This window comes from Mesorhizobium silamurunense, assembly GCF_014843825.1.
Lineage (GTDB): Bacteria > Pseudomonadota > Alphaproteobacteria > Rhizobiales > Rhizobiaceae > Mesorhizobium > Mesorhizobium silamurunense.
On the sequence record NZ_JHQR01000196.1, the window covers coordinates 1 to 21,283 of the forward strand.

The following is a 21,283-nucleotide window of genomic DNA, read 5'->3' on the forward strand; positions in this document are numbered from 1 at the left end:
CCCTGGCGCGGCGCACCGCAAGCAGGGCGCCGCAGCCAAGCGCATCCATCGAGGCCGGCGGCAACAGATCGCGCGCGAGCGCCGGGTCGGCGGTGATCGGCCAGTAGAAGCGGTAGGCGAGCGAGAAGCAGATGACGCCGATGGTGATCGCTTCGATGCGCCTGCGCGGCGCCAGAAGCACGATCAGCGGCCAGGCCAGATAGAACTGCTCCTCGATGCTGAGGCTCCAGAAATGGCAGAGCAGCCAAGGGTTCCAATCGTTGCGCAGCGCATACCAGAAATTCGAGAGATAGAGCGCATGCCAGGCGAGTGACGATCTGGACTGTTCCAGGTCGGTGAACCAGACCAGCGCCAGCACCGCGAAATAGGGCGGGAAGATGCGGATCATGCGCCTGGCATAGAAGGAACGCAGCGCCGGTCCGGCCTCGAATGAGGCGGCGTCGCGCGCCTCCAGCAAAAGCCGCGTGATCAGGAAGCCGGAGAGTACGAAGAACAGCCGAACGCCGAGATGGCCGAGGAAGGAGGTGCCGTTTGGCGCGAGGAAATGCGCGTAAAGCACCAGCGTCACGGCAACGGCCCGCAACGCGTCCAGCTGGATGTCGCGCGCGTTCGCCATCAGCGGCGTCCGCCAGGTCTGCCGCAAGATCCGGCGTTGGAGGCCCCAAGCCGGTCCGATCTGCCAGTCGACAAATCGCCGTCCGAAGCGAGAACGCCATCTTTGCAGGCCAACGGAATGCCCACCCGGATCAATTAACGTCATCCTCCACTGCGCATCCCCGCTCAACGATTGTAGCGGTTGATGTTGCAGCGCAACACAAAATCCTTACGGCTTTGAAATAAAGCTGTGATGTCCATGGGTGTTTGCCATAGTTGGATGCCGAGTTTAGTCGGACGTCTGTCCAATGGTCCTATATGTTTTTGGGTAGTTGGTCTGAATATTTGGAAGTATTTATCGTAAAGGATGTTGGCGAATTGGTTCGGCAACCATAGCGGGAACAATGGAGGTATCGAAGCAGGCACCTTTTTGTGCCTCAGGGTTCTTCGGCGGTTCCGCGAAAAAGCGTCTTGAGTTTCAAAGTCTTGTGCGATGCAGCAATCCTGCCGGCGGCGGTCGCCGCCTGTCCCACCATCCGCCGCCCGCTGCCTCACGACAATGTGGTCGCCAGGCCTTATCCCCGCATCCGACCATGCGGGCAGGGGGATGGAGTGACGTCGACGCCGATCGCAAAACCGGAGGCGCAGCTGGGCGCCTTACCCGTCGTCGGCCTGCTTGGCGCCATTCTTTCGGTGCAGGTGGGCGCCGCCTTCGCCAAGGGCCTGTTTCCGGTCCTCGGGGCGGAGGGCACGACGATGCTGAGACTCGTCATCGGCGCGCTGATGCTGGCGGCGGTGCTCAGGCCATGGAAAGTGCTGCCGACACGAAGGGGACTGCCCTGGCTTGCCGCCTATGGCGTCACCGTTTCGGTCATGAACCTGCTCTTCTATGCCGCGCTCGAGCGCATTCCGCTGGGTATCTGCGTGGCGCTCGAATTCACCGGCCCGCTTTTCGTCGCCACCCTTGGCTCCAGGCGCTTCCTCGACGTCGTCTGGGTGGTGCTGGCGGTCGCCGGCATCGTGCTGCTTTCCCCCTTCGCCGATGTCAGCCGCGGGCTCGATCCGGTGGGCGTGCTGCTTGCGCTCGCCGCCGGCGGCTGCTGGGGGCTCTATATCATCTTCGCGCAGAAGGCCGGCACCGAGCTTGGCGCCCGCACCTCGGCCTATGGCATGGCGATCGCCGCGCTGGTCGCGCTGCCTTTCGGCTTCACCGCCGCGGAACCTTATCTCACCGACCCGCATGTCATGGCGGCCGCGATCGTCATCGGGCTGTTCTCCAGCGCGCTGCCCTTCTGGCTGGAGATGATGGTTCTCGCCAGAATGCCGGCGAAAGTCTATGGCATGATCGTATGCCTGGAGCCCGCGGGCGGCGCGCTGACCGGTTTTTTCTTCCTGCACGAGAGCCTGAGCGTGTTGCAATGCGCCGGTATCGGCGCCGTGATCGCCGCTGCGTTCGGCGCGGCCGTGACGGCGAGGGCGCCGGTTCCGTCGCCTGGTTAAGGCTCAATGCATGTCGCCCAAAAGTGCGCAGCGGTTTTGGGAGAACGACATGCATCAAAACAAAGACTTAAAGCGCGATGCCTGAATCCATTTCAGCGCAACCCACGCAAGAAAAAAGCTGTGCGCGCAGCCGCGCCCGACCACATCTGGTGGTTGAGATAGGACTTAGGTCCGATATCGTTGCGAAAAAGGTCTGAGAAAACAAGACAAGGGTCGTGGGCCACTTCCCCACGACGCGCTGATTGGGGATGCTGATGCTGCGACATTGCCGGTGGGGTAGTTCGGCCGAAGGGTCGGATGGCTGGCAAGGGGAGAATGGGATGCGCGTATCGCGCATGGGCTGCAGGCTTGGCTTGCGGGCGCTCACTGCGCTGGCGCTTGTTGTCGCGCCTTTTCATCTCTCCTTTGACGGTCCTGTCGTGGCCAAGGCCTATGCCGGCAAAGGCGGCAATGGCAACGGCAACGGCGGTGGGAACAGCGGCGGCGGAAATAGCGGGGGCGGAAATAGCGGCGGCGGAAACGGAAACAGTAACGGCGGCGGCAATAACGGGAACGGCAACTCGAGCGGCAACAACGGAAACGGCAACGGTATCGGAAACAGCGGCAACAGCAAGGGCGCAACGAACAGTGCCGCAAGTAGTAGCGCCGCCGATGTCGACGATCATGTGAACGCGGCGACCGGCGACAAGGTCGAGGTTAGTGGCAATAGCATCCAGGTCACGCACCGGAACGGAATGAAGGAGGCGGTCGAAGACGGCAGGTTCAGGATGGAGGACAAGTTTGGTCGCACCATCGTCGATCGTAAGGCCACAATCGCCGATCTCAATCGACTGAAGAGTCTATGAGAACAGAGTTTGTGAGAGCGAGGTTCTATCTGGGTTAGATCATTAAGGGACCAAAGGCCAGCGCTGCAAAATCAGGTTGCCACCTTTTGCTTCGTCTCTTCGGTCCTGATCGTCTTACGACAGAACTCCCGCTGCTCACCTTACCCCCGCCTTTTGGCGGGGGTACTTTTTTGGGCCCTTGGGACGGCTGCCGAGGTAAGGCGGGCTCTTGGCGCATGGCCCCCGCAGGCCGGGGAAACAGTCCACACGCAAATCAAAGGGTTACGGCACTTTCCGTGTCCAAGATGGCACGCGCCATAGCATGCCGCGGTTCGTTGAGTGTCCGCGTCGTTCTCGCGAGCCACAGTCATAATGAATTGCTAGCCAATTTCCAAGCGATTTGGTTAACGCAGCGGCAGTCGCGGCTCCGAGTTGTTTCTCCCTCCAAGCATATCGCCCAAAAGTGCGCAGCGGTTTTGGGAAGACGACATGCGCAAAAACAAGGACTAAAGCGCGTCGCCTGGATACGCTTCATCGCGACGCGCTTAAAGCATGTTTCCCGAAGTGGGAACCGGTTTCGGGACAAAGACATGCGTAAAATCAAAAACCTAAAGCGCCGGAGCGTATCTGAAAGATCGCGACGCGCTTTAGTTGCGACGATGGTCCCCAAGCGGCCGCAAAAAAGGTCCGATCGGGCATGGCATGGGTCGTGGGCCGCTTCCGTAGCCTTACCAAACCGTGAATCTTTTCTGGGATACCGGTTCCGCCTTGGCTCGGCTGAGAGCGGAACTTCGGCAGGGCCGAGGCGGAACCGGCATGAACCAAGGACAGCATGCGCGAACCCGCCTCCAAAAGGTTTGTCCGCCTTACGCTGCGCGCCGCGGCCGCGCTGGCGCTTGCTGTCGTGACTGTTCATTTCACCCCCGATAGCCTCGCCAAGCTCCTAGTGGCCACCGCTTATGCCGGCAATGGTCATGGTGGGGGTGGCGGCGGCAATGGCGGCAACAGCGGTGGCAATTCAGGCAACGGCAATGCCGGTGGCGGCAATGCCAATGCCGGTCCTGGAAACAACAGCGGCAAAGGCAACACCAACCCAGGCAAGTCCGCCAGCCATGTCAATGCGACGACCGGCGATACCGTAAAGATCGACGGCAACAAGATCACCGTCATCCACCGCAACGGCATGAAGGAAGAGATCGAGAACGGGCGCTTCGAGATGACGGATGCGCTAGGCCGCACCATAGTCGACCGCTGGGCGACCCAGGAGGATCTGGCCCGCCTGCTAGGCTTGTGAGGGTTGAGAGAAGCTACCCCCTTTTCCCGCACCCTCGCATGTCACCCCCGTCTTCCGGAGGCGGGGGTGATTACTTTGGGGATGGTGAATGGTGAATAGTGAATGGTGAGACGGCGGCGCCGTGACGTCAGCTTCTACTCACCAACCACCCACTATTCACTATTCACCATTCACTAATTCCTGTCTCTCGCCTCATGCATCAGCAGCGCGGCCTCGGTCCGGTTGCGCACGTTGAGTTTGGCGAGCACTCGGGTCATGTGGTGCTTGACCGTCTTTTCCTGCAGCGACAGGCGGGCGGCGACTTCCTTGTTGCTCAGGCCCTCGGCCACCAGCCTCAGGATCTCGGCTTCACGGCTGGTGAGCTGGCTGAGCGGGTCGGGCTTGCGGCTGGTGGGCTGCAAGAGGTCCGACAGCAGCCGCGCCGAGAGCGTCGGCGACACGTAGCTCTGGCCGTTGGCGACGTCGCGCAGGATCTCGGCCAGCGACTTGGAGCCGACGCCTTTCAGCACATAACCGCGCGCGCCCGCCTTCAGCGCCTGGGCAACGTCGGCATTGGTCTCGGACACGGTGAGCATGACGATCTTCTGCTCGGGCGCCGCCGAAAGGATGCCGGCCAGCGCATTGAGGCCGCCGCCCGGCATGCTGATGTCGAGCAGCAGCACGTCGGGCGCGCTGGCGCGGACTAGCCTTTCGGCGTCCTCGGCGCTGGCGCCTTCGCCCACAAGCTCGAAGCCGCCGATCTCGCCGAGGCTGCGCGCCACGCCCTCGCGAAACAGCGGATGGTCGTCGACAATAGCGATGCGGATGGGTGCGGTCACGGCTGCTCCTCGACAGACAATGTGATTACCAGTCTCGTTCCCCCAGGGCCCGAAAGCGTCTCGAATTGCCCGCCAATGCTTTCGATACGCTCCCTGAGGCCGGCGAGCCCGAGGCCTTCGCTCCGTGCGGGGTCGAAGCCCGGACCGGTGTCCTGCACCTCGACCAAAAGCTTGCCGCCCTTCATCGTGGCTCTCACCTGCTGGCCCTTGCCCCTGCCGTGCCGGTAGGCGTTGTTAAGCCCTTCCTGTACGAAACGATAGATGCTGATCTTCTCCGAGGTGCCGAGTTCGGGCAAGCGCTCCGGCAGCGTCAGCAACACTTTGGTGTCGGTGCGGCGCTCATGCTCGGCGACCGCCAGCCGCAATATGTCGGCGACCGCCTGCGTCTCGATCTGCGGCAGCACCAGGCCGTTACAGATGCCGCGTATCTCGCGCATCGCCTCGCCGAGCGTCTTATGGATGCCGGCGATCTCGGCTTCGCGCTGCGGTTTCGGCGTCGCGGGATCGACCAGCACCGGACTGTCCATCCTGAGCGCGGCAAGCGCCACCAATTGCGCCGGGCCGTCATGCAGGTCGGCGCCGATGCGCCGCAGGTAGCGCTCGTTGATGGCGGTGGCGCGGCGCGAGGCGCGCTGCACGCGCTGGCGCAGCGACGAGTTCTGTGCCAGCGCCGCTTGCAACTCGGTGACCTTGGCTTCCAGCGCGGCACGCTGTGTCTGGATGGTGCGGCTGCCGCGAAACACGATGCCCGACAACAGCGCCAGCGAGGCCGCCGTGGCGCCGGCCACTACTAGCCAGGTCCATCTCAACGCCGAGTTTAGCGTCTGCTGGAAATCGTCGGCGATCTCGTAGAATTCTGACACCGCCACCACTTGGCCCGACCAGGGCTCGCGCACGGGGTTGTAGATCTCGAACAGCGGCGCATTCACCGCTTTCTCTTCGCGGGTCTCAGGGTCGTCGGTGAGATCGTTGTATTCGGCCACGACATTGCCGGCGAAGGCCGAGATCAGATTGGGGTTGGGAGGAAAGGTCTTGCCGATCAGCGCCGAGTCGTCGGCGTAGAGCACGGTGCCGTCGCGCCTCCACAACTTGAACGACACCAGTGTCTTGCCGAGCGCGCCCTGGCCGAGTGTTTCGTCCAGCGCCCGCTTGACCGTGTCGTCGAGCTGACGGCTCTTGCGCAGGTCCGGCAGCAGCGGCGCAATGACGCTGTCGACATAGAGCGCTGTCGTGGTGGCCGAGTTGTGCATCACCCCTTGGCGGATCTGCGATGTCACCCAGAGGCCAACCACGAGCATCACCGCCAATAGTCCAATGCCGCCGGCAATCACAAACTGCCAGGCCAGCGACAGCCCGCTCCAGATTTGCACAAGTCGCTTCAAAGTCTCCCTGGGCATATGCGCGATTCACCCCACCACGAGCAAAGACTATAGGCCAGCCGCGGCGATTGCGACACCGACCTTGGTCCTGCGTCCAGGGAAGGGGTTAACGCCATCGCGGCTGCCGGATGCGAATGGCCATTGGAAGGCTCTAAAGCGCGTCGCGCTGAAACGGATTCAGGCGGCTTGCGATAGAGAAAAAGGCGGGGTTGGCCGCGCTGCTTCCGGCGGAACGCAAAGCGGGGCGACCGCGTTTTGTGTCGCTATGCCGAAGAGTTCTTTCCCTCACAACGCCGAGAGGCCGGGCCTTGCCTCGCTTGCCGAGGCGGAGCGCCAGGCGCGCGCGGAAAAGAACGCCAGGCTAAGGAACCTTCGCACGCATACGTCATGGCTGGTGCTCGATCCCGATGCGCATTTCCGCGACGAAATCGACTGCTCCGCGCTGTTTGGCGAAGCTCCCATGCGAAAGGTCACCCCCGGGTAGGGCGGCCCTCAGCCGTTATGCCGTCTGAAGCTGTCCGACTGAATCCGCGCGCGATATTGCGACCAGCCGCGCAGCGGCCAATGGCGCCATGAGCATGAAAACCGCGGTGATGCCGAGGAAGATCGACCAAGCCAGATCAATCCCGCTGTGATCATAGCAGACTGCCAATCCCATGACGCCTTACCTTTTTATTATACCCACCCCCGCTGCGCATCAGGTTGCCACGCATTGACCCAAGCATGATCCTCATTTGCAAGAAATACAAGAGATCGCTAATTTGCCTGCGCCGGGGCGCCGACAATTCGGTTAACTGCAACAGGCCTCGCCGCTCGCAGCCGGAGAACATGATGCGCCGGCCGCCTTCCGGTCTTCCAGCCGGCGGTCGCGCGGCTTGCAGCGCGCCGGCCGCGGCGACAGCTCGATCTCGACGGGGGGCAGGGGCGATTTTCCGATTGTCAGGATAAAACATATCGGCTATCCATCATTTCAATATTTCAAGGATTATTGAAACGTGGATGAGCGTCAAGCCCTGGTCGCCTTTGGCGCGCTGTCGCAGGAGACGCGGCTGAGGCTGCTTCGGTCGCTGGTCGTTGCCGGGCCTGACGGCATCGCCGCCGGTTCGCTTGCCGAACAGGTCGGGGTCTCGCCTTCCAATGTCAGCTTCCATCTCAAGGAACTGGAGCGCGCTGGCCTCGTGACCGCGCGGCGTGACGCGCGCTCGATCGTCTACAGCGCGGAATATGATGCACTTTCCGGCCTGATCCGCTTCCTGATGGAGGATTGCTGCTCGGGCCGTCCGGAAATCTGCGCGCCGGCGCTTGCCACGCCCTGCTGCCAGCCGGGCGAGGGGAGGCGGCAATGATCTCCTACGATCTGCCGCGCCGGGTTGTCGCCGAAGCACTGGGCACCGGCCTGCTGGTGGCAACGGTGGTCGGCTCCGGCATCATGGCCGACGCGCTGACGCATGACACGGCGCTGGCGTTGCTTGGCAACACGCTGGCGACCGGCGCCATGCTGGTGGTGCTGATCACCATCCTCGGGCAGATCTCCGGTGCGCATTTCAATCCGGCCGTCTCGCTCGTCTTCTGTTTGAACCGATCGCTGCCGGCCCGCGATCTGCCGGCCTATCTCGCCGCGCAGTTCGCCGGCGGCATCGCCGGCACCATCGGCGCGCACCTCATGTTCGGCCTGCCGGTTCTGGAGATCGCGACGAAGCTGCGCGCCGGACCGGCGCAATGGTTCTCGGAAGTTGTCGCGACATTCGGCCTTGTCGCCGTCATCCTCGCCGGCCTGCGCTTCGACCGACGGGCCGTGCCATGGCTGGTCGGCCTCTTCATCACAGCCGCCTACTGGTTCACGGCCTCCACCTCCTTCGCCAATCCGGCCGTCGCGGTGGCGCGTTCGCTCACCAACAGCTTTTCCGGCATCAGGCCGGTCGACCTGCCGGGCTTCATCGTAGCCGAACTGCTCGGCGCCCTGATCGCGCTGGCGCTGATGGGCTGGCTGCTACGGCCTGACATCATTCAGCAATCTGAGCCACTGAAAGCCCAACCATCCAAAGGCAAGTCATGACGGTCACGATCTACCACAACCCCGCTTGCGGCACCTCGCGCAACACGCTCGCCATGATCCGCGCCAGCGGTGAGGAGCCGGTGGTGATCGAATATCTGAAGACGCCGCCGAGCCGCGAGCGGCTGCTGGAATTGATTGCGGCGATGGGGATCACTCCGCGTGAGTTGTTGCGGGAGAAGGGAACGCCTTACGCCGAGCTTGGTCTCGCCGATCCGAAATGGAGCGACGACGAGCTGATCGATTTCATGCTCGCCCATCCGATCCTCATCAACCGGCCGATCGTCGAGACGCCGAAAGGGACAAAACTCTGCCGGCCTTCGGAGGCGGTGCTGCCGCTGCTCGACAATCCGGTGCGGGAGTTTATCAAGGAGGATGGCGAAAAGGTCGCCTACACGCCACGCTGAGGGGCGCGATACAGCAGGCTCACAACAAACCGCTGACATTCGCGTCCGGCGCGGGCATTGGCGCGCTTGGTGGCCTTACCGGATTGGACGGAGCCGAGTTCCGCTTGCCCCTGCTCATAGGTCTCTTCCGCTTCGGAGCGTTTGAAGCGGTAATCCTCAACAAGGCGACAAGCCTGGGAATCGTCTGGGGCCCTGCGCCGGTCTGGTTGCGCTCGTGCGCCGGTGATCGAAACGGCGAACCGCTTTAGGCGCAGTCCTTCAGTTCGACCACTTCGACACCGAGGCGGAAGGCCTGGCCGTCGGCATAGGAGCGGGCATATTGCTCGGCTTCGAAGGGGAAGGTCAGCGTGGTGCCGTAGGCGGTGACGCGCACCGTCCACTTCTGGCCCTTGACGAGTTCGACGCCGTGAAGCTTCGCCGTCACCATCTCATCCTCCTCCAGTCCGGCATGCCCGCAACGCTACCCTAACGTTACGGAAGTCATTTGAGTACAAATAATCCGACCGAATTGTGTCGCTGCCGTCTCGATTCCGACATTCGGCCCGGCGCTTCCGTGAAATGGATCACTTTCGGTCGGGCCTGTTGGCCGGCCTACCGCCGGTTTCGCGCCGCGGACGCTGCCCGGAGGCAACCCCGATGGCAAGCAAACCACGAAAGACGCCTCGCCACGACCCTGCTTCGATTTTTTGCTAGTCTGCGGTCTCACGTTTCGCGCCCGGTTTCGGGATGCTGCCAGCCGGATGCACGGGGCGAGCATCGATCGGCGGAACCCTGACCCGTTGGCAATTTTGACCTGGAACCGGCATGGTTCCAAAGGGTTTAGGATCATCTGCGCACAGGAGGTTGCCATGATCCGCAAGCTGAAGTCCGGCGAATACCGTCTCTATTCGCGCAAGGTGGATCCGAGGACCGGCAAGCGCCGGAATCTCGGCACCTTCAAGTCGCGCGAGGCTGCCGAGAAGCACGAACGCGAAGTGCAGTACTTCAAGCGGCATTAGTTTCTTCAGGCAGATCGACCGGATTGGCCCGTAGAGCCAACCCGCACGTTTGACGCGTCGCTCGTTGCTATATCCTACCCTGGGGGATAGGATAGCCCGCATGACGATACATAGCTCCCATCCCGACATCATCGCCCGGCTCAAGCGCGCGCATGGCCATCTGGCCGCTGTGCTCACCATGTTCGAGCAGGGGCGCTCCTGCCTCGATCTGGCGCAACAGCTTCATGCCGTCGAAAGCGCCGTCGGCAACGCCAAGCGCGAGCTGATCCACGACCACATGGAGCATTGCCTGGTCGAAGGCGGCGAGCCGACCAGGGACACGCTCAAGGAGCTGAAGCAGCTCACCAAATATCTGTGAGGCCACCATGTGGGCAAGAATTCTGGACTGGTTCGGGTTCGGGGCGCATGGACATACCTATGGCGGGCACAGCCATGATCATCACGGTCCGCACGGTCATACGCATGGCGTGATCGACGCCACGATCGCGACGACCGATCGCGGCATTTGGGCGATCAAATGGTCCTTCGTCATCCTGGCGGTCAGCGCTGCCTTGCAGGTTACCGTCGTCGCGATTTCGGGCAGCGTGGCGCTGCTCGCCGACACCATCCACAACATTGCCGACGCGACCACCGCCATACCTCTCTGGATCGCCTTCGCGATGGCGCGCCGCAAGCCGACCCGGACCTTTACCTACGGCCTCGGTCGGGTCGAGGACCTCGCCGGCATCGTCATCGTTCTCATCATCCTGGGGAGCGCGATTGTCGCCGGAAACGAGGCGATCGACCGCCTGCTCAATCCCCAGCCGGTGCGGTTCCTTGGCTGGCTTGCCGCTGCCGGCGTCATCGGCTTTCTTGGCAATGAGACGGTGGCGGTGTTCCGCATTCGCGTCGGCCGGCAGATCAACAGCGCCGCGCTGGTCGCCGACGGCTATCATGCCCGCACCGACGGGCTCACCAGCCTCGCCGTCGTCGTAGGCGCGATCGGCGTCTGGATCGGCTATCCGCTTGCGGATCCGATCATCGGCCTCATCATCACCGTCGCCATCTTTGGCATTGTGTGGCAGTCGGCGCGGTCGGTGTTGACCCGGATGTTGGACGGGGTGGAGCCCGGGTTGGTCGACGAGATCCATCATGCTGCCGAACATGTCGTAGGCATCGAGAAGGTGGTCGAGGCGAAGGCCCGCTGGCTCGGCCACAAGCTGCATGTCGACGTGGCGATTGCGGTCAATGACGGTCTGCTGCTCGCCGCGGCAAACAACATCGCCGCATCGCTGAAAGCCGAGCTCTTTGCCCACATTCCCGCGCTCGACGTCGCCACGGTCCGTTTCGCCGGGCCGCAGGCCGAAGGTGCCCACCATCACGCTCCCGATCCGTTCCTGGTGTCGGGCAAGCTCGCCAGCGGGCTCCTGGAGATCGTCGACACGCCGCAGGGCGAACGCATGCGGCTGCGCCTGTCGCGCCATGCCGAGGGGCTGCAGGCGCATGTCGCCATCGAGCGGCCTGGCGGTAGGGTCGAGCGCCTGCCGCTGTCGCCGGTCGGCGGCGATCATCACTATCTGCAGAGCCTCGTCGCCCCGGCCGAGCCGCATGAGTTCAGCGCCAGGCTGCAGCTCGCGGCCGGCACCAACAGCGAGAATCTGCTTTTCGCCATGATGGAGCCGGAAGGCCATCACCACGCGCATGCGTATTGAAGAAAGGGCGTCTGCTCGGTGGCCTGTTGCCGACGCCAACTTCGGGCTGCAAAGTCTGCGGAAATGGGCTCGCCTCCAGCCGACAGCGATTAGCAACCGCTAACGGATCGGAAAGGCCTCGCTGCTATGGTACAGCGTCGCGGTTGGGAAGCTGAGCCCGCCGAAGAGTTCCGGGACGAGTGCACCATGGCCACCTTTCCCCACGCAGAGCGCCGTCTTCATTCACGAGAATTCGTGCTGAAGCAGGCCACGATCGTCACCAGCGACGCCAGCATCCGGTGCTCCATCCGAAACCAGCACGAGCATGGCGCCGAACTGCGCGTCGGGCCGCAGGTGGAACTGCCGGACCGCTTCACGCTGATTGTTCCCGACGACGATGCCGTCTATCGCGCCGTGGTGCGCTGGCGGCGCAACGAGCGCGTCGGCGTGCAGATATTCAGCAACTCGATGAAGGGCTGACGGCCGAAACACGCCCACCTGCTGGGCCGATCGCATGGATCAGGTGCGCGGCATCGCCTTAGAGATAGCGGCGCACGCTCGCCTTGTAGGCGCGATAGGGCTCGCCGAACTTGCGCTCCAGATAGGCCTCTTCGCGCAGCACCACGCCGGAATGCAGGACGAGGAAGATCGGGACGAGAGCGAGCACGCCCCACCAGGTATCGAACACGAGCCCGATCCCGAGAAGCAGCCCCATCAGGCCGACATAGAGCGGGTTGCGGCTGAAGCCGAACGGGCCGCCGGTGACGATCGCCAGCGTCGGCTTCGTCGGGTCGATATTGGTGCCCCCGCGCTGCATCGTCATGCGGCCCCAGGCGATGATGGCGATCGCAAGGGCCGCAAGCGCGATGCCCAGCACCATGGTCAGCGGTCTGCCGCCGATCGCCAGCGGCCAGACATAGCGCAGCGCCAGAATAAGGATCAGCGCTACAAGGAACAGCAGCGGCGGGAACACCGCGACGCCGGGATTGTCTTTTTCGTCGTTCATGGCCATTTCCGCCGGTCGAGCCAGGCGCCATTGCCGTCTCCCGACTATGCATCCGCGCGGGCCGCGCGGCAATCGCCGCTTGGCGGGGCAGGCTTGGAGCGGGTCAGCCCCATCAAAGCTGAGCCGCTCCAAGTCAGCGGCACTTCTCCAGAAGTGGCCTTTCTCCGCCGCTTACTTGTCAACCGCCAGCGTCTCATTGAGCACGGCGGCCAGATGCAGTCCGCCGAGCGCGAGCTGCTCGACGGCGACCGGCGAGAATTTTTCGAAATAGGCCTGGTCGAGGATCACCTCGTGCGGGTTGTCCGACTTGATCGACGTGCCCTTGGGCAGGGCGCGATAGGCGTCCTCCGCTGCTGCGTGGCAGGCGGCCAGCCATTTCTCAGGCGTCTGGTCAGCCGCCGGCATCGGCGCGAGATTGGGGATGACCTCGGTCTCGAGGTCGAGCGCGACCTTGCCCCAATCATAGTATTTGAACAGGATCAGGCTCGAACCCCACACCGCATGGAAGGTGGTGAGGTCGCGGTAGGTGGAACCGTCCGGCTTCGGCCGCGAGACGTTGAAGGTGACCGTCAGCGTGTTGCCGCCCTGGTCGCCCTGGTTGTTGTCCATCCGCTCGACGCAGTGCAGCGGCTGCGACAGGTCGCCGACCAGATGGACAACGAAGGCGAGCGCCTTCCAGCGCTCCTCGTCGCTCTTCTTCGGATCGGCAAGGATTTTCTCCTGCGCCGGCAGCGCCTTCATCAGGCAGGTGCCGAAACTCGCATCGTCCTTGCAATCGCGTGCCGGGTCGTAAGCGGTGGCGCCGGCCGTCGTGTCGCCGGGCTTCGACGCCAGCGGAATGTCGACGAAATGCCAGTTCGACGTCTCCTTGTGGTTCTCGGCGCGATAGTCGTCGGCCCAACTCGCGACCGAGGCCAGAGAGACCGTCGCCGGCAGCTTCAGCTTGAGATGCGAACGCAAGAGCTGCTCGATCGCCCCATAGGCGTCTTTGCTCAGCCTGTGCTGCGCGATCTCGGCAATCACGGCATGGCCTTCCTGGCCCCAGGCCAGCGCCTGGCCACACATCGCCCCATCCATCGACATCGCCGCCGCCAAGGAAACCGCCGCCGCTTTCCAGGTCATCGCCTTGCCTCCCCAAGGTTTGGATCCTGGAAAGTACAATGCAGGCGCGTGTCACAAACAAGCGGCTTCCCATGCCGCTATCGTGCGGAGAGGCTGTTGTCTGGCGCTTCGCGGTTAAAGCATGTCTCCCGAAAGTGGGAACCGGTTACGGGATAAAGACATGCGTAAAATCGAAAACCTAAAGCACATGGAGCGAATCTGAAAGATCGCGACGCGCTTTAGGGCCTTGTCCGCGCCTGGATGCTCTGCGCCGCCTGCTCGATCGCGGCCCGGTCGTTGCCCAGCCGATCGAGCAGTTCCTGCGCCTGCCCGCTGCTGATCCCGGTGCGCTCAGCCAGCGCCTCGACCGTCAGCACATCAGCGCTGCCGGACCCTCGCGTTTCAGGCAGCGCGTCGTCCGCCGTCAGCGGCAGGGCCGCTTCGCGATCGATTTCCATCTCGGCCTGATGCCAGTGCCGCTCATGGTCGCCATCGAGGCTGCCCTCGCGCTGCCAGATCTCGTAGGCGCGCTGTCTGATCTTCTCGATCCGATCGTCGTCCATTGCTGTTTCCTCCGTGCGTGGTGATCAACGCAGGGCAGGGCGGAACGATCCGTGGCGGTGCAAAGATGACCGGTCGCCTGCGTCGTCGCTACGACAAAATCGCGTCAGCCTGACGTCGAGCTGTCGCGCTCAGGCACTAGGACGAGCTTTCCGGGGTACGCTTTCGAGAGGAAGTCCTGCTGGGCTTTGACGATCTCCCGCAGCGGGTAGACCCGCGAGACAAGTGGCCTGAACTCGTTCCGCCCGATGTATCCGACGAGGTTCTCAAAAACCTCGTCTTCCTGGAAAGTGCAGCCGTAAAGGGTGAGGTCGTTGAGATAGATCGTACGCAGGTCGATTTCGGAGATCGGGCCTCCGATGGCGCCCGCCACCACATATCGGCCGCCGCGCCGCAGCGTATCGAGCAATTGCGGGAGCCGAGGTCCGCCGACGACGTCGATGACAACGTCGACCGATCCCGCGCCGAGAGTTTCTCTCAGGTCGGCGTCCCGATCGATCGTCCGATCCGCTCCTTGCGCCAGCACCGCCGCCGCCTTGGACGCCGAACAGGCCGCAATGACCGTCGCGCCACGGCGCCTGGCCAGTTGAACCGCCGCCAATCCGACGCCGCCCGAAGCACCGGTGACCAGCACGCGCTCGGTCCCCACGCGTGCCCTGTGCAGCATGTTCTCCGCCGTCGAATAGGCGCATGGCACAGCGGCCAGTTCCTCGTCCTTCCAGTCGCAGCGCACGGTGTAGGTTTCCCGCGCGGGAGCCACCACGAACTGCGCGAAGCCGCCTTCGCACTCGCTGCCGAGCGTCCAGCATCCGTAGGGGCGATAGCCGACATAGGTGCGCAGCATGTTGCGCACCAGGACGCGTTCTCCGATGCGTTCGGCCGTGCCGCCATTGCCGACGGCGACGACGCGGCCGCATACATCCGCGCCCTGGACGCGCGGGAACTCGAGAGCCGTGCCGGACCAGCCCGCATCCGCGTCGTCGACGGCGGCAAAGCCTCCCGCGCCGCCGCTGGCGGTTTCGGACGTCACCGTTTTTGAATACCAGCCGATGCGCGTGTTGATGTCGGTGTTGTTGATCCCGGCCGCGGCGACCTCGATCAGCAGTTCACCCTCGCCAGGCTTCGGCACCGGCACTTCGCGGTAGACGAGTTTGTCGAAACCGCCATGTCCGGTCAGGAGAACGGCTTTCATCGTCTCCGGTATCAAGCTTCCCATCTCCCGTGCTCGATGGTCTGATTACATCCGCGCCCTGGCCGAGGTCGGGTCGTAAGGCGAATCCGCGATCACCTCGGCGACCTTCCATTCCCCCAGGATCGCGACGTCCAGCTTCGTGCCGGGCTTGCTGAGACGCTCCGGCAAGAGCGCCAGCGCCACGTCATGCCCGAGCGCGTAGCCATAGCCGCCCGACGTGATGCGCCCGACCAGCGCGCCGTCGATGTAGAGGCCCTCGGAAGCGAGCGTGCTCGCGCCGTCGGTTTCAATTCTGAGCGTGACCGACCGGCGCTGGTCGCCCCTTGCCTTGTATTTCAGCACCGCGTCGCGCCCGACAAAATCGCCCTTGTCGAGGCGGATGAAACGCTCGAGCCCGCTCTCCAGCGCGTTGAGCTCAGGATTCATGTCGCGATACATGGCGCGATAGGATTTTTCGAGCCTGAGCGACTCCAGCGCATGCAGCCCGACGAGCCGCATGCCGTGCTTCTCGCCCTCCTTCAGGATCGCGTCCAGCAGCTGCCGCTGGTAGTGTAGCGGATGATAGAGCTCCCAGCCGAGCTCGCCTTCATAGTTGACGCGCAGCAGCCTGACGTCGCTGGCCAGAGCGACGCTGCCGGTCTTCACGCTGAACCATGGGAAGCTTTCGTTCGAAAGTTCGACCTCCGACAGCGGTTGCAGCACCTCGCGCGCCTTGGGGCCAACGACCGTGAAGCAGCCGCGGTCGTTGGTGACGTTCCTCAGGCTGACATTGCCGTCGGCGGGAAGCAGTCTTGAGAGATCGTCGAAATTCCAGCGCTCCGCGCGCGGCGTCGAGATAAGGTAGAAGAGATCGTCCTTGAGGCGAGCGATCATGTATTCCGCCTGCACGCCGCCTCCCACCGTGAGGTGATGCGCGAGCGTCACCCGGCCGGCCGCTGGCAGCCGGTTGGCGAGGATGTTGTCGAGCCAGGCGGCAGCGTTCGGCCCCGAAACCTCGAACTTGGTCATCGGGGTCATCTCGACCAGGCCGACGGCGTTGCGCACCGCCTGGACTTCCTCGGCGACGAAATTCCCCTTGGGCGTCCAGCGCCAGCTATACTGGTCCTTGGCCTCGACGCCCTTCGGCGCGAACCAGTTGGGCATTTCCCAGCCGTTGAGCACGCCCCAGACCGCGCCGAGCTCGGTCAGCCTCGCATAGGAGGGCGCGGTCTTCTGCGGCCGGGCGGCGGGCATGTCCTGTCCGGGATATTTTTGTTCCGCATGCGTGCCCCAGGCCTCGCGGACCTTTTCGCGCGTCCAGGCCTTGTTGGCATAGTCGCCGAAGCGGCGCGGGTCGAGATCGGACGTGTCGAGGCTGTTGCCGCCCTCGACGATCCGCTCCGACAGATAGTAGCCGATCGTGCCGCCCCACAGGATACCGCCCGGCACGCCCTCGGCCAGCCACACATTGGGCAGGCCCCAGGCCGGCCCCATCAAGGGCAGCTCGTCCGCGGTCATCTGGAACGGGCCGCGGACATTGGCCTTGATGCCCACTCGTCCCAGCTCCGGAACCAGCTGCAGTGCCTGCTCCCAGTTCCACGACACCGCCTCGAAATCCTCCTCGACAAGATCGGCGCCGAACCAGGCGGGGACGCCGTCCTCCGCGAATAGCTTGAGGTGCTCGGTGCGCTCATAAGGCCCGAACATCAGGCCGTCGCCTTCTTCGCGCAGATACCCCTCAAAACCCTCGTCGCGCAGGATCGGCATTTCGGGACGTCCCTGCCGCTTGCGCTCCACGACCTCCGGCACGGCTTCGGTGATCCAGTACTGGTGCAGGATCGGGATCGCCGGGATGTCGAGGCCGAGCAACGCGCCGGTTTGGCGCGCATAGTTGCCGGTGGCGCAGATCACGTGCTCGCAGGTTATGTCGCCCTTGTTCGTCTGCACGAGCCATTCGCCACCGGGCGTCCGCTTGAACCCGGTGACTTCGGTGTTGAGATAGACCTTGCTGCCCAGATCCCGCGCGCCTTTGGCCATGGCATGGGTCACGTCGGCCGGCGCGATATGGCCGTCGTCCGGATGATAGAGCGCGCCGAGCATATGGTCGTTGTCGAGAAGCGGGCAGAGCTCCCTGGCCTCCGCCGGCGTCAGCAATTGCGCCCGCATGCCCTGGACGTCGGCGACGCTCATATAGCTCTTGAACTCGTCGAGCCGATCCCTGGAATTGGCGATGCGCAACTGGCCGCATTTGTGCCAGCCGACCGGCTGCCCGGTCTCGGCCTCGAGCCCTTCATAGATCTCGATGGTCTTCTTGATCATCCGCCCGACATTGATGTTGCGGGCATAGGACGGGACGAGGCCTGCCGCATGCCAGGTCGAGCCGGCCGTCAATTGGGTGCGCTCGAGCAGCGCCACGTCGGTCCAGCCGCGCTTGGCCAAGCCATACAAGATGCCGGCGCCGACGCAGCCTCCGCCGACGATCACCACTCTCGCATGTGTCTGCATCAAATCACCAAATCCGGACCGTTTTCAAAGAGCGCCGCCGAAGCTACAGGCGACGGAAGGACATGTAACGTTCTGAAAAACTAGGGGTGACGATAAGCTGGGCTTATGCAGCGGTCCGCTTGGGCGGAGTGGCAAACTGGCGGCATTTCACTGCGCTTGCCCGTCCTGCGCGGTCTCGTCCTTGAAGTCGACTTTCGTGCCCGGCTTGACCATGGCGGCGAGGTCTTCGGCGTCCCAGTTGGTCAAGCGGATGCAGCCATGCGAGAAGGTCGTGCCGATCTTGCCGGGATCGGGCGTGCCGTGGATGCCGTAGCTTTCGATCGAGAGGTCAATCCAGACCGATCCGACCGGATTGTTCGGCCCCTTGGCAATGGTGAACGGCCGTTTGGTCCTGATCCCCTTGAAGGCGAATTTCGGATCGTAGTGATAGGTCGGGTTGTGGACCACGCGCCTGACCTCCGCCGCGCCGCTCGGCGCCGGCTTTTCCTCGCTGCCGATCGAGGCTGGGTAGACCGCGAGCGGCTTGCCCGAAGGATCGAGCACGCGCACCTGGCGGGACGCTTTGTCGACCTCGACGCTGGCGACTGCTGCGGGAGGATCGCCTCGGCCGACATCAGACACCACCAGCGTTGTGTCGGCCTTCCTCAAACCGGTTTTGGGATTGAGCATTCTCAGCACTTGTTCGCTGAGGTGGAAACGCTCGGCTAGCTTCTCCCGCGCGTTGCGGTAGCCGAGCCGCTTCAAATGCGCCATTCGTTCCATGCGCGCAGGGATACGCCTGGTGAAGGGCCCGCGCACATCCTTGGCCGTGACCTCGTAATTTGTCAGCACCGGGCCGGCGAAGGTTGCCGCGAGCTTGTTCCAGGTCTCGCGCGTGAGCTTGCCGTCGGACGGCAGCCCGTTCGCCGCCTGGAAGGCCGCGACGGCCTTGGCGAAATTGTCGGAAAGGCGGCCGTCGATCAGGCCGGGCGAGAAGCGGGCGCGATCGAGAAGAATCTGCGCCTTGAGCAGCATCGGATCGACGCCCTTCGGCTCGCCCTCGCTGAACTGCGCCTGATTGACCGCGTCGAACTCCAGCTTGGCAGCCTGCGCCCCGCTGCATGCGAGCGTGAGGGCCACCGCGACGACGAGAAGGAGCCTTACCATCGACGTCACTCCGGAACTTCGACAGGACCTGTCTCTATGACGCGGCGCGGCCGATCTGGTTCCTGTCACGAGAGTCGTGCGAAGATCACCGCGAATGTGCACTCTTGGGCATATGAGTTTGAATTTTAAGCCGGAACCAGTTCCCAAGAACGCGAATTGCTGGCATGATTGTATAAGGGCCTATGCATTTTTCTGATTCCATGGCCCCTCGTCCTGGTGACCGGCGGCTCCCCAACGCCCCCCGCCCATGCCGTCGGTTGCCCCATTTGAGGGCCCAAAGCCCCGCAGAGCCAGCCGAAAGGCAGCTGGCCCGCCAGATGAACGAGGCGGCGTCAGTCGCCGCCTCAGTCACATCAAGCATGCTTCGGCCGGGCTTTTCCTGTTGCGGGAGGAATTGCTCCATCCTCGATAAGGATGTCCTTCTTGCGAGCAAAGGCAACGAAGACACCTCTCGCTGTCTCTGCGTCGATATCCCCTGCCAGCGCGGCCTTGCAAGCACGGATTGCCGCCTTCTGCTCGGGGCTGTTGCCACACCAGTCGACGACAAATTGATAGGCGTCTGCGACAGTATTCAACTGACGCGGGAATCCCAGTCCGACCCAGACGCGGATGGGCTTTTCGAACGGTTCGGCAAGCATCGCGACTGCTCCGTTCTGCGACGCTCTACGCAACCACTCCGCCGCCGCGACCGCCGCCTTTGCCGGTCATCCAAGGCAAGGCGACGTTCACTTCCTCGTGGATTTTGACGGACTTTGCGAAACCGCAAAACGCATCTCTAGCGGCCGTCAGCGGATAACTGCTGTCGAATGCTCGCTGGCAGGCACGCAGGGCGGTCTCGTAGATGGTGCCGCGTCTGTTCCTGGGCCATTCGTAGAGAAATTCCAGGGCGTCTTCGAGGCACGCGATTTCCTGGATAAGGCCGTTGCCGCTCTTCACGAAAACAGGGCTGTCAAACATCCGATCGTTCATAAGATCCTCCAAGTCGAACGAACAATTTGAGTTTGGGATAGGCAGGGGCTCACAGCGGTCCGCGCCTGGCTGCGATATGGGTTTATGGGTTTTGGCCGTCAAGATCAGGGCGTGCGGGAATGTCCCGGCGCAATAGGGAACTTTCTGCTGCCTTTGCAGTTCGGTGCGTAGCGAAACGGCAAACTCCCTCTGCTCTGAATGAGGGCCATGGTCCGCGAGCGAGTCATTCGTCTCGCTCAATTGCAGAAGCCCGCCCGCAGTCCTCCCCGGGCGGGCTTTGGCTGGGTGCACTTTCAGGAAAAGCGTGAAACGGTTTCCGTGCGGAATTGCCGACAGACCCAAGTCTTCCTCACTCCGGCCGGTCGATCAGCGGCGCCTTTCGCGCGGGAGGCTTATGGGCGGTCACCAGCCTGACCTTATCGATGTCCACTGTGACCGGCACGCCGAGCTTCACCGTCACTCGGTCCCCATTGACGCAGGTTACATCTCCGACAAGCTCGATCGGCTGGCCTCTCTTCACGGTTGACGTGCGGTCGACGATCGAATGCGGCTGGCCGTAGGATGGGATCGACACGCTGACACGGTCCTCCGTCACCCGCCGCCGAACAGTTGCTGTAATGGCGACCTCGTCGCCGACCTTGATGCCTGTGGCCATGAAGGAAGGGTGGCGCGGCCGTCTGCTTTGTCAAGCGGTTGCTAATGTATCGCCGCGAAGCTTTTCAGCGCGCGTTTTGGAATGGGGTCGAGAAAGCCGAATCCGGCTCGAACAGGCTACAGCTTGCGCAACAGCGCCTTCGCTTCGCGAACGAGCGAACCCCAGTTCAGGCCCAGGAAAGAAATGAGTTCCAAAGCCTGCGCTTCGGTAATGCCGATCTCCTGAACAAGCCGTTGGACGACGGATTCCTGTGATTGATTTTCAGATTTGTGCGCCATGGCGAGTCCCCTATGGCGGCGCAACGTTCAAGTCAGGGGTTTGTTCCCGTCAATTCACGGACCCCGGCGTGGCCTTGCGGGCGGCGGCTCGTCATTTGCTGGAAGCGAGCTTCTGGATACGTCCCTTGTCCAGACGGAATACTCCGTCAGTGCCGCCCTGGCGCTCGAAGTCAGTCTGGAGTTCATCCCACGTACCCAGATATTCGCCGCACTCGGCGCAATGGATTCGGGTGGCGGGCTGAGCATCGGCCGGAATCTGCAACCGGATCACACCGCAAAACGGGCATTCCAATTTGTGGTTCAGATACGCACCGACGATCATTGCCCACCATCGCGCAACCGGCATGTCCGCGC

26 protein-coding genes and 1 pseudogene are annotated in these 21,283 nt (G+C 63.2%); 12 read left to right on the forward strand and 15 right to left on the reverse strand.

What is annotated here, in order from left to right; genetic code table 11:
- The coding region (locus DH10_RS21695) for an acyltransferase family protein (protein ID WP_192385304.1) at positions 1 to 616 on the reverse strand (616 nt) is incomplete at its 3' end.
- Positions 617 to 1,065: 449 nt separating this feature from the next.
- Here DH10_RS21695 and DH10_RS21700 point away from each other — a divergent pair.
- The 3 genes from DH10_RS21700 (at position 1,066) to DH10_RS21710 (ending at position 4,212) form a co-directional block, all read left to right on the forward strand.
- Positions 1,066 to 2,094, forward strand: a complete 1,029-nt coding sequence (locus DH10_RS21700; protein ID WP_246505887.1) for an EamA family transporter — start codon at positions 1,066 to 1,068, stop codon at positions 2,092 to 2,094.
- Between the two features lie 320 nt (positions 2,095 to 2,414).
- Positions 2,415 to 2,939, forward strand: coding sequence for a hypothetical protein (locus DH10_RS21705; protein WP_192244735.1), 525 nt, complete (start codon positions 2,415 to 2,417; stop codon positions 2,937 to 2,939).
- An 811-nt stretch (positions 2,940 to 3,750) separates the two neighbouring features.
- Positions 3,751 to 4,212, forward strand: coding sequence for a hypothetical protein (locus DH10_RS21710; RefSeq protein ID WP_192244733.1), 462 nt, complete (start codon positions 3,751 to 3,753; stop codon positions 4,210 to 4,212).
- A gap of 173 nt (positions 4,213 to 4,385) precedes the next feature.
- Here the strand turns inward: DH10_RS21710 and DH10_RS21715 are convergent, their stop codons facing one another.
- Both DH10_RS21715 and DH10_RS21720 read right to left on the reverse strand, forming a co-directional pair.
- Positions 4,386 to 5,030 carry a response regulator gene (locus DH10_RS21715; RefSeq protein WP_192244731.1) on the reverse strand — a complete coding sequence of 215 codons (645 nt, stop codon included), beginning with the start codon at positions 5,028 to 5,030 and terminating at the stop codon, positions 4,386 to 4,388.
- Positions 5,027 to 6,427 carry a sensor histidine kinase gene (locus tag DH10_RS21720; RefSeq protein ID WP_192244729.1) on the reverse strand — a complete coding sequence of 467 codons (1,401 nt, stop codon included), beginning with the start codon at positions 6,425 to 6,427 and terminating at the stop codon, positions 5,027 to 5,029. Before DH10_RS21720 ends, DH10_RS21715 begins: the two co-directional genes overlap by 4 nt.
- 247 nt (positions 6,428 to 6,674) lie before the next feature.
- Here DH10_RS21720 and DH10_RS21725 point away from each other — a divergent pair, with 247 nt between their 5' ends.
- From DH10_RS21725 to DH10_RS37125, 5 genes and pseudogenes are all read left to right on the forward strand, one after another.
- Positions 6,675 to 6,893, forward strand: a complete 219-nt coding sequence (locus DH10_RS21725; protein ID WP_192244726.1) for a hypothetical protein — start codon at positions 6,675 to 6,677, stop codon at positions 6,891 to 6,893.
- Positions 6,894 to 7,404: 511 nt separating this feature from the next.
- Positions 7,405 to 7,755 (forward strand): ArsR/SmtB family transcription factor, encoded by a 351-nt coding sequence (locus DH10_RS21730; protein WP_192244724.1) that lies wholly within the window; start codon positions 7,405 to 7,407, stop codon positions 7,753 to 7,755.
- A complete protein-coding gene (locus DH10_RS21735; protein ID WP_192244722.1) occupies positions 7,752 to 8,465 on the forward strand; it encodes an aquaporin in 714 nt (237 codons plus the stop codon). Before DH10_RS21730 ends, DH10_RS21735 begins: the two co-directional genes overlap by 4 nt.
- Positions 8,462 to 8,869, forward strand: coding sequence for an arsenate reductase (glutaredoxin) (gene arsC / locus DH10_RS21740; RefSeq protein WP_192244720.1), 408 nt, complete (start codon positions 8,462 to 8,464; stop codon positions 8,867 to 8,869). The genes DH10_RS21735 and arsC overlap by 4 nt, the downstream gene beginning before the upstream one ends.
- 8 nt (positions 8,870 to 8,877) lie before the next feature.
- A pseudogene (locus tag DH10_RS37125) lies at positions 8,878 to 9,054 on the forward strand (sulfite exporter TauE/SafE family protein); the annotation flags it as partial.
- Between the two features lie 59 nt (positions 9,055 to 9,113).
- Here DH10_RS37125 and DH10_RS21745 read toward each other — a convergent pair.
- Positions 9,114 to 9,296 (reverse strand): hypothetical protein, encoded by a 183-nt coding sequence (locus DH10_RS21745; protein WP_210324999.1) that lies wholly within the window; start codon positions 9,294 to 9,296, stop codon positions 9,114 to 9,116.
- 421 nt (positions 9,297 to 9,717) lie between these two features.
- On the opposite strand from DH10_RS21745, the gene DH10_RS21750 reads away from it, so the two are divergent.
- The 4 genes from DH10_RS21750 (at position 9,718) to DH10_RS21765 (ending at position 12,017) form a co-directional block, all read left to right on the forward strand.
- Complete coding sequence (locus DH10_RS21750; protein WP_095770090.1) at positions 9,718 to 9,867, forward strand: hypothetical protein; 150 nt, start codon at positions 9,718 to 9,720, stop codon at positions 9,865 to 9,867.
- Positions 9,868 to 9,967: 100 nt separating this feature from the next.
- The gene (locus DH10_RS21755; protein ID WP_040973109.1) at positions 9,968 to 10,225 is read left to right on the forward strand and encodes a metal-sensing transcriptional repressor; all 258 of its coding nucleotides are present in this window, start codon (positions 9,968 to 9,970) and stop codon (positions 10,223 to 10,225) included.
- Positions 10,226 to 10,232: 7 nt separating this feature from the next.
- Positions 10,233 to 11,558 carry a cation diffusion facilitator family transporter gene (locus tag DH10_RS21760; RefSeq protein WP_192385305.1) on the forward strand — a complete coding sequence of 442 codons (1,326 nt, stop codon included), beginning with the start codon at positions 10,233 to 10,235 and terminating at the stop codon, positions 11,556 to 11,558.
- Positions 11,559 to 11,744: 186 nt separating this feature from the next.
- Entirely contained in the window at positions 11,745 to 12,017 is a 273-nt protein-coding gene (locus DH10_RS21765; RefSeq protein ID WP_192244716.1) for a PilZ domain-containing protein, read from the forward strand.
- 58 nt (positions 12,018 to 12,075) lie between these two features.
- Here DH10_RS21765 and DH10_RS21770 read toward each other — a convergent pair whose 3' ends face one another.
- From DH10_RS21770 to DH10_RS21820, 11 genes are all read right to left on the reverse strand, one after another.
- Positions 12,076 to 12,543 (reverse strand): methyltransferase family protein, encoded by a 468-nt coding sequence (locus tag DH10_RS21770; RefSeq protein ID WP_192244714.1) that lies wholly within the window; start codon positions 12,541 to 12,543, stop codon positions 12,076 to 12,078.
- Positions 12,544 to 12,714: 171 nt separating this feature from the next.
- On the reverse strand, positions 12,715 to 13,665 hold the full coding sequence (locus DH10_RS21775; RefSeq protein ID WP_192244712.1) for a S1/P1 nuclease: 951 nt from the start codon (positions 13,663 to 13,665) through the stop codon (positions 12,715 to 12,717).
- A gap of 218 nt (positions 13,666 to 13,883) precedes the next feature.
- Positions 13,884 to 14,207, reverse strand: coding sequence for a DUF2934 domain-containing protein (locus tag DH10_RS21780; protein ID WP_192244709.1), 324 nt, complete (start codon positions 14,205 to 14,207; stop codon positions 13,884 to 13,886).
- 104 nt (positions 14,208 to 14,311) lie between these two features.
- Positions 14,312 to 15,397: an alcohol dehydrogenase family protein gene (locus DH10_RS21785; protein ID WP_192244707.1), complete on the reverse strand. Its 1,086-nt coding sequence runs from the start codon at positions 15,395 to 15,397 to the stop codon at positions 14,312 to 14,314.
- 45 nt (positions 15,398 to 15,442) lie between these two features.
- Positions 15,443 to 17,881 (reverse strand): GcvT family protein, encoded by a 2,439-nt coding sequence (locus DH10_RS21790; protein WP_192385306.1) that lies wholly within the window; start codon positions 17,879 to 17,881, stop codon positions 15,443 to 15,445.
- Positions 17,882 to 18,028: 147 nt separating this feature from the next.
- Positions 18,029 to 19,027 carry a L,D-transpeptidase gene (locus DH10_RS21795; RefSeq protein WP_192244703.1) on the reverse strand — a complete coding sequence of 333 codons (999 nt, stop codon included), beginning with the start codon at positions 19,025 to 19,027 and terminating at the stop codon, positions 18,029 to 18,031.
- Positions 19,028 to 19,380: 353 nt separating this feature from the next.
- Positions 19,381 to 19,665 carry a DUF982 domain-containing protein gene (locus DH10_RS21800; RefSeq protein ID WP_192244701.1) on the reverse strand — a complete coding sequence of 95 codons (285 nt, stop codon included), beginning with the start codon at positions 19,663 to 19,665 and terminating at the stop codon, positions 19,381 to 19,383.
- Between the two features lie 25 nt (positions 19,666 to 19,690).
- The gene (locus DH10_RS21805) at positions 19,691 to 19,996 is read right to left on the reverse strand and encodes a DUF982 domain-containing protein (protein WP_192244699.1); all 306 of its coding nucleotides are present in this window, start codon (positions 19,994 to 19,996) and stop codon (positions 19,691 to 19,693) included.
- 349 nt (positions 19,997 to 20,345) lie between these two features.
- The gene (locus tag DH10_RS21810; RefSeq protein ID WP_192244697.1) at positions 20,346 to 20,651 is read right to left on the reverse strand and encodes a hypothetical protein; all 306 of its coding nucleotides are present in this window, start codon (positions 20,649 to 20,651) and stop codon (positions 20,346 to 20,348) included.
- 116 nt (positions 20,652 to 20,767) lie between these two features.
- Positions 20,768 to 20,929 (reverse strand): hypothetical protein, encoded by a 162-nt coding sequence (locus DH10_RS21815; RefSeq protein ID WP_192244695.1) that lies wholly within the window; start codon positions 20,927 to 20,929, stop codon positions 20,768 to 20,770.
- A gap of 91 nt (positions 20,930 to 21,020) precedes the next feature.
- Positions 21,021 to 21,251: a hypothetical protein gene (locus DH10_RS21820; RefSeq protein WP_192244693.1), complete on the reverse strand. Its 231-nt coding sequence runs from the start codon at positions 21,249 to 21,251 to the stop codon at positions 21,021 to 21,023.
- Positions 21,252 to 21,283: the final 32 nt, after the last annotated feature.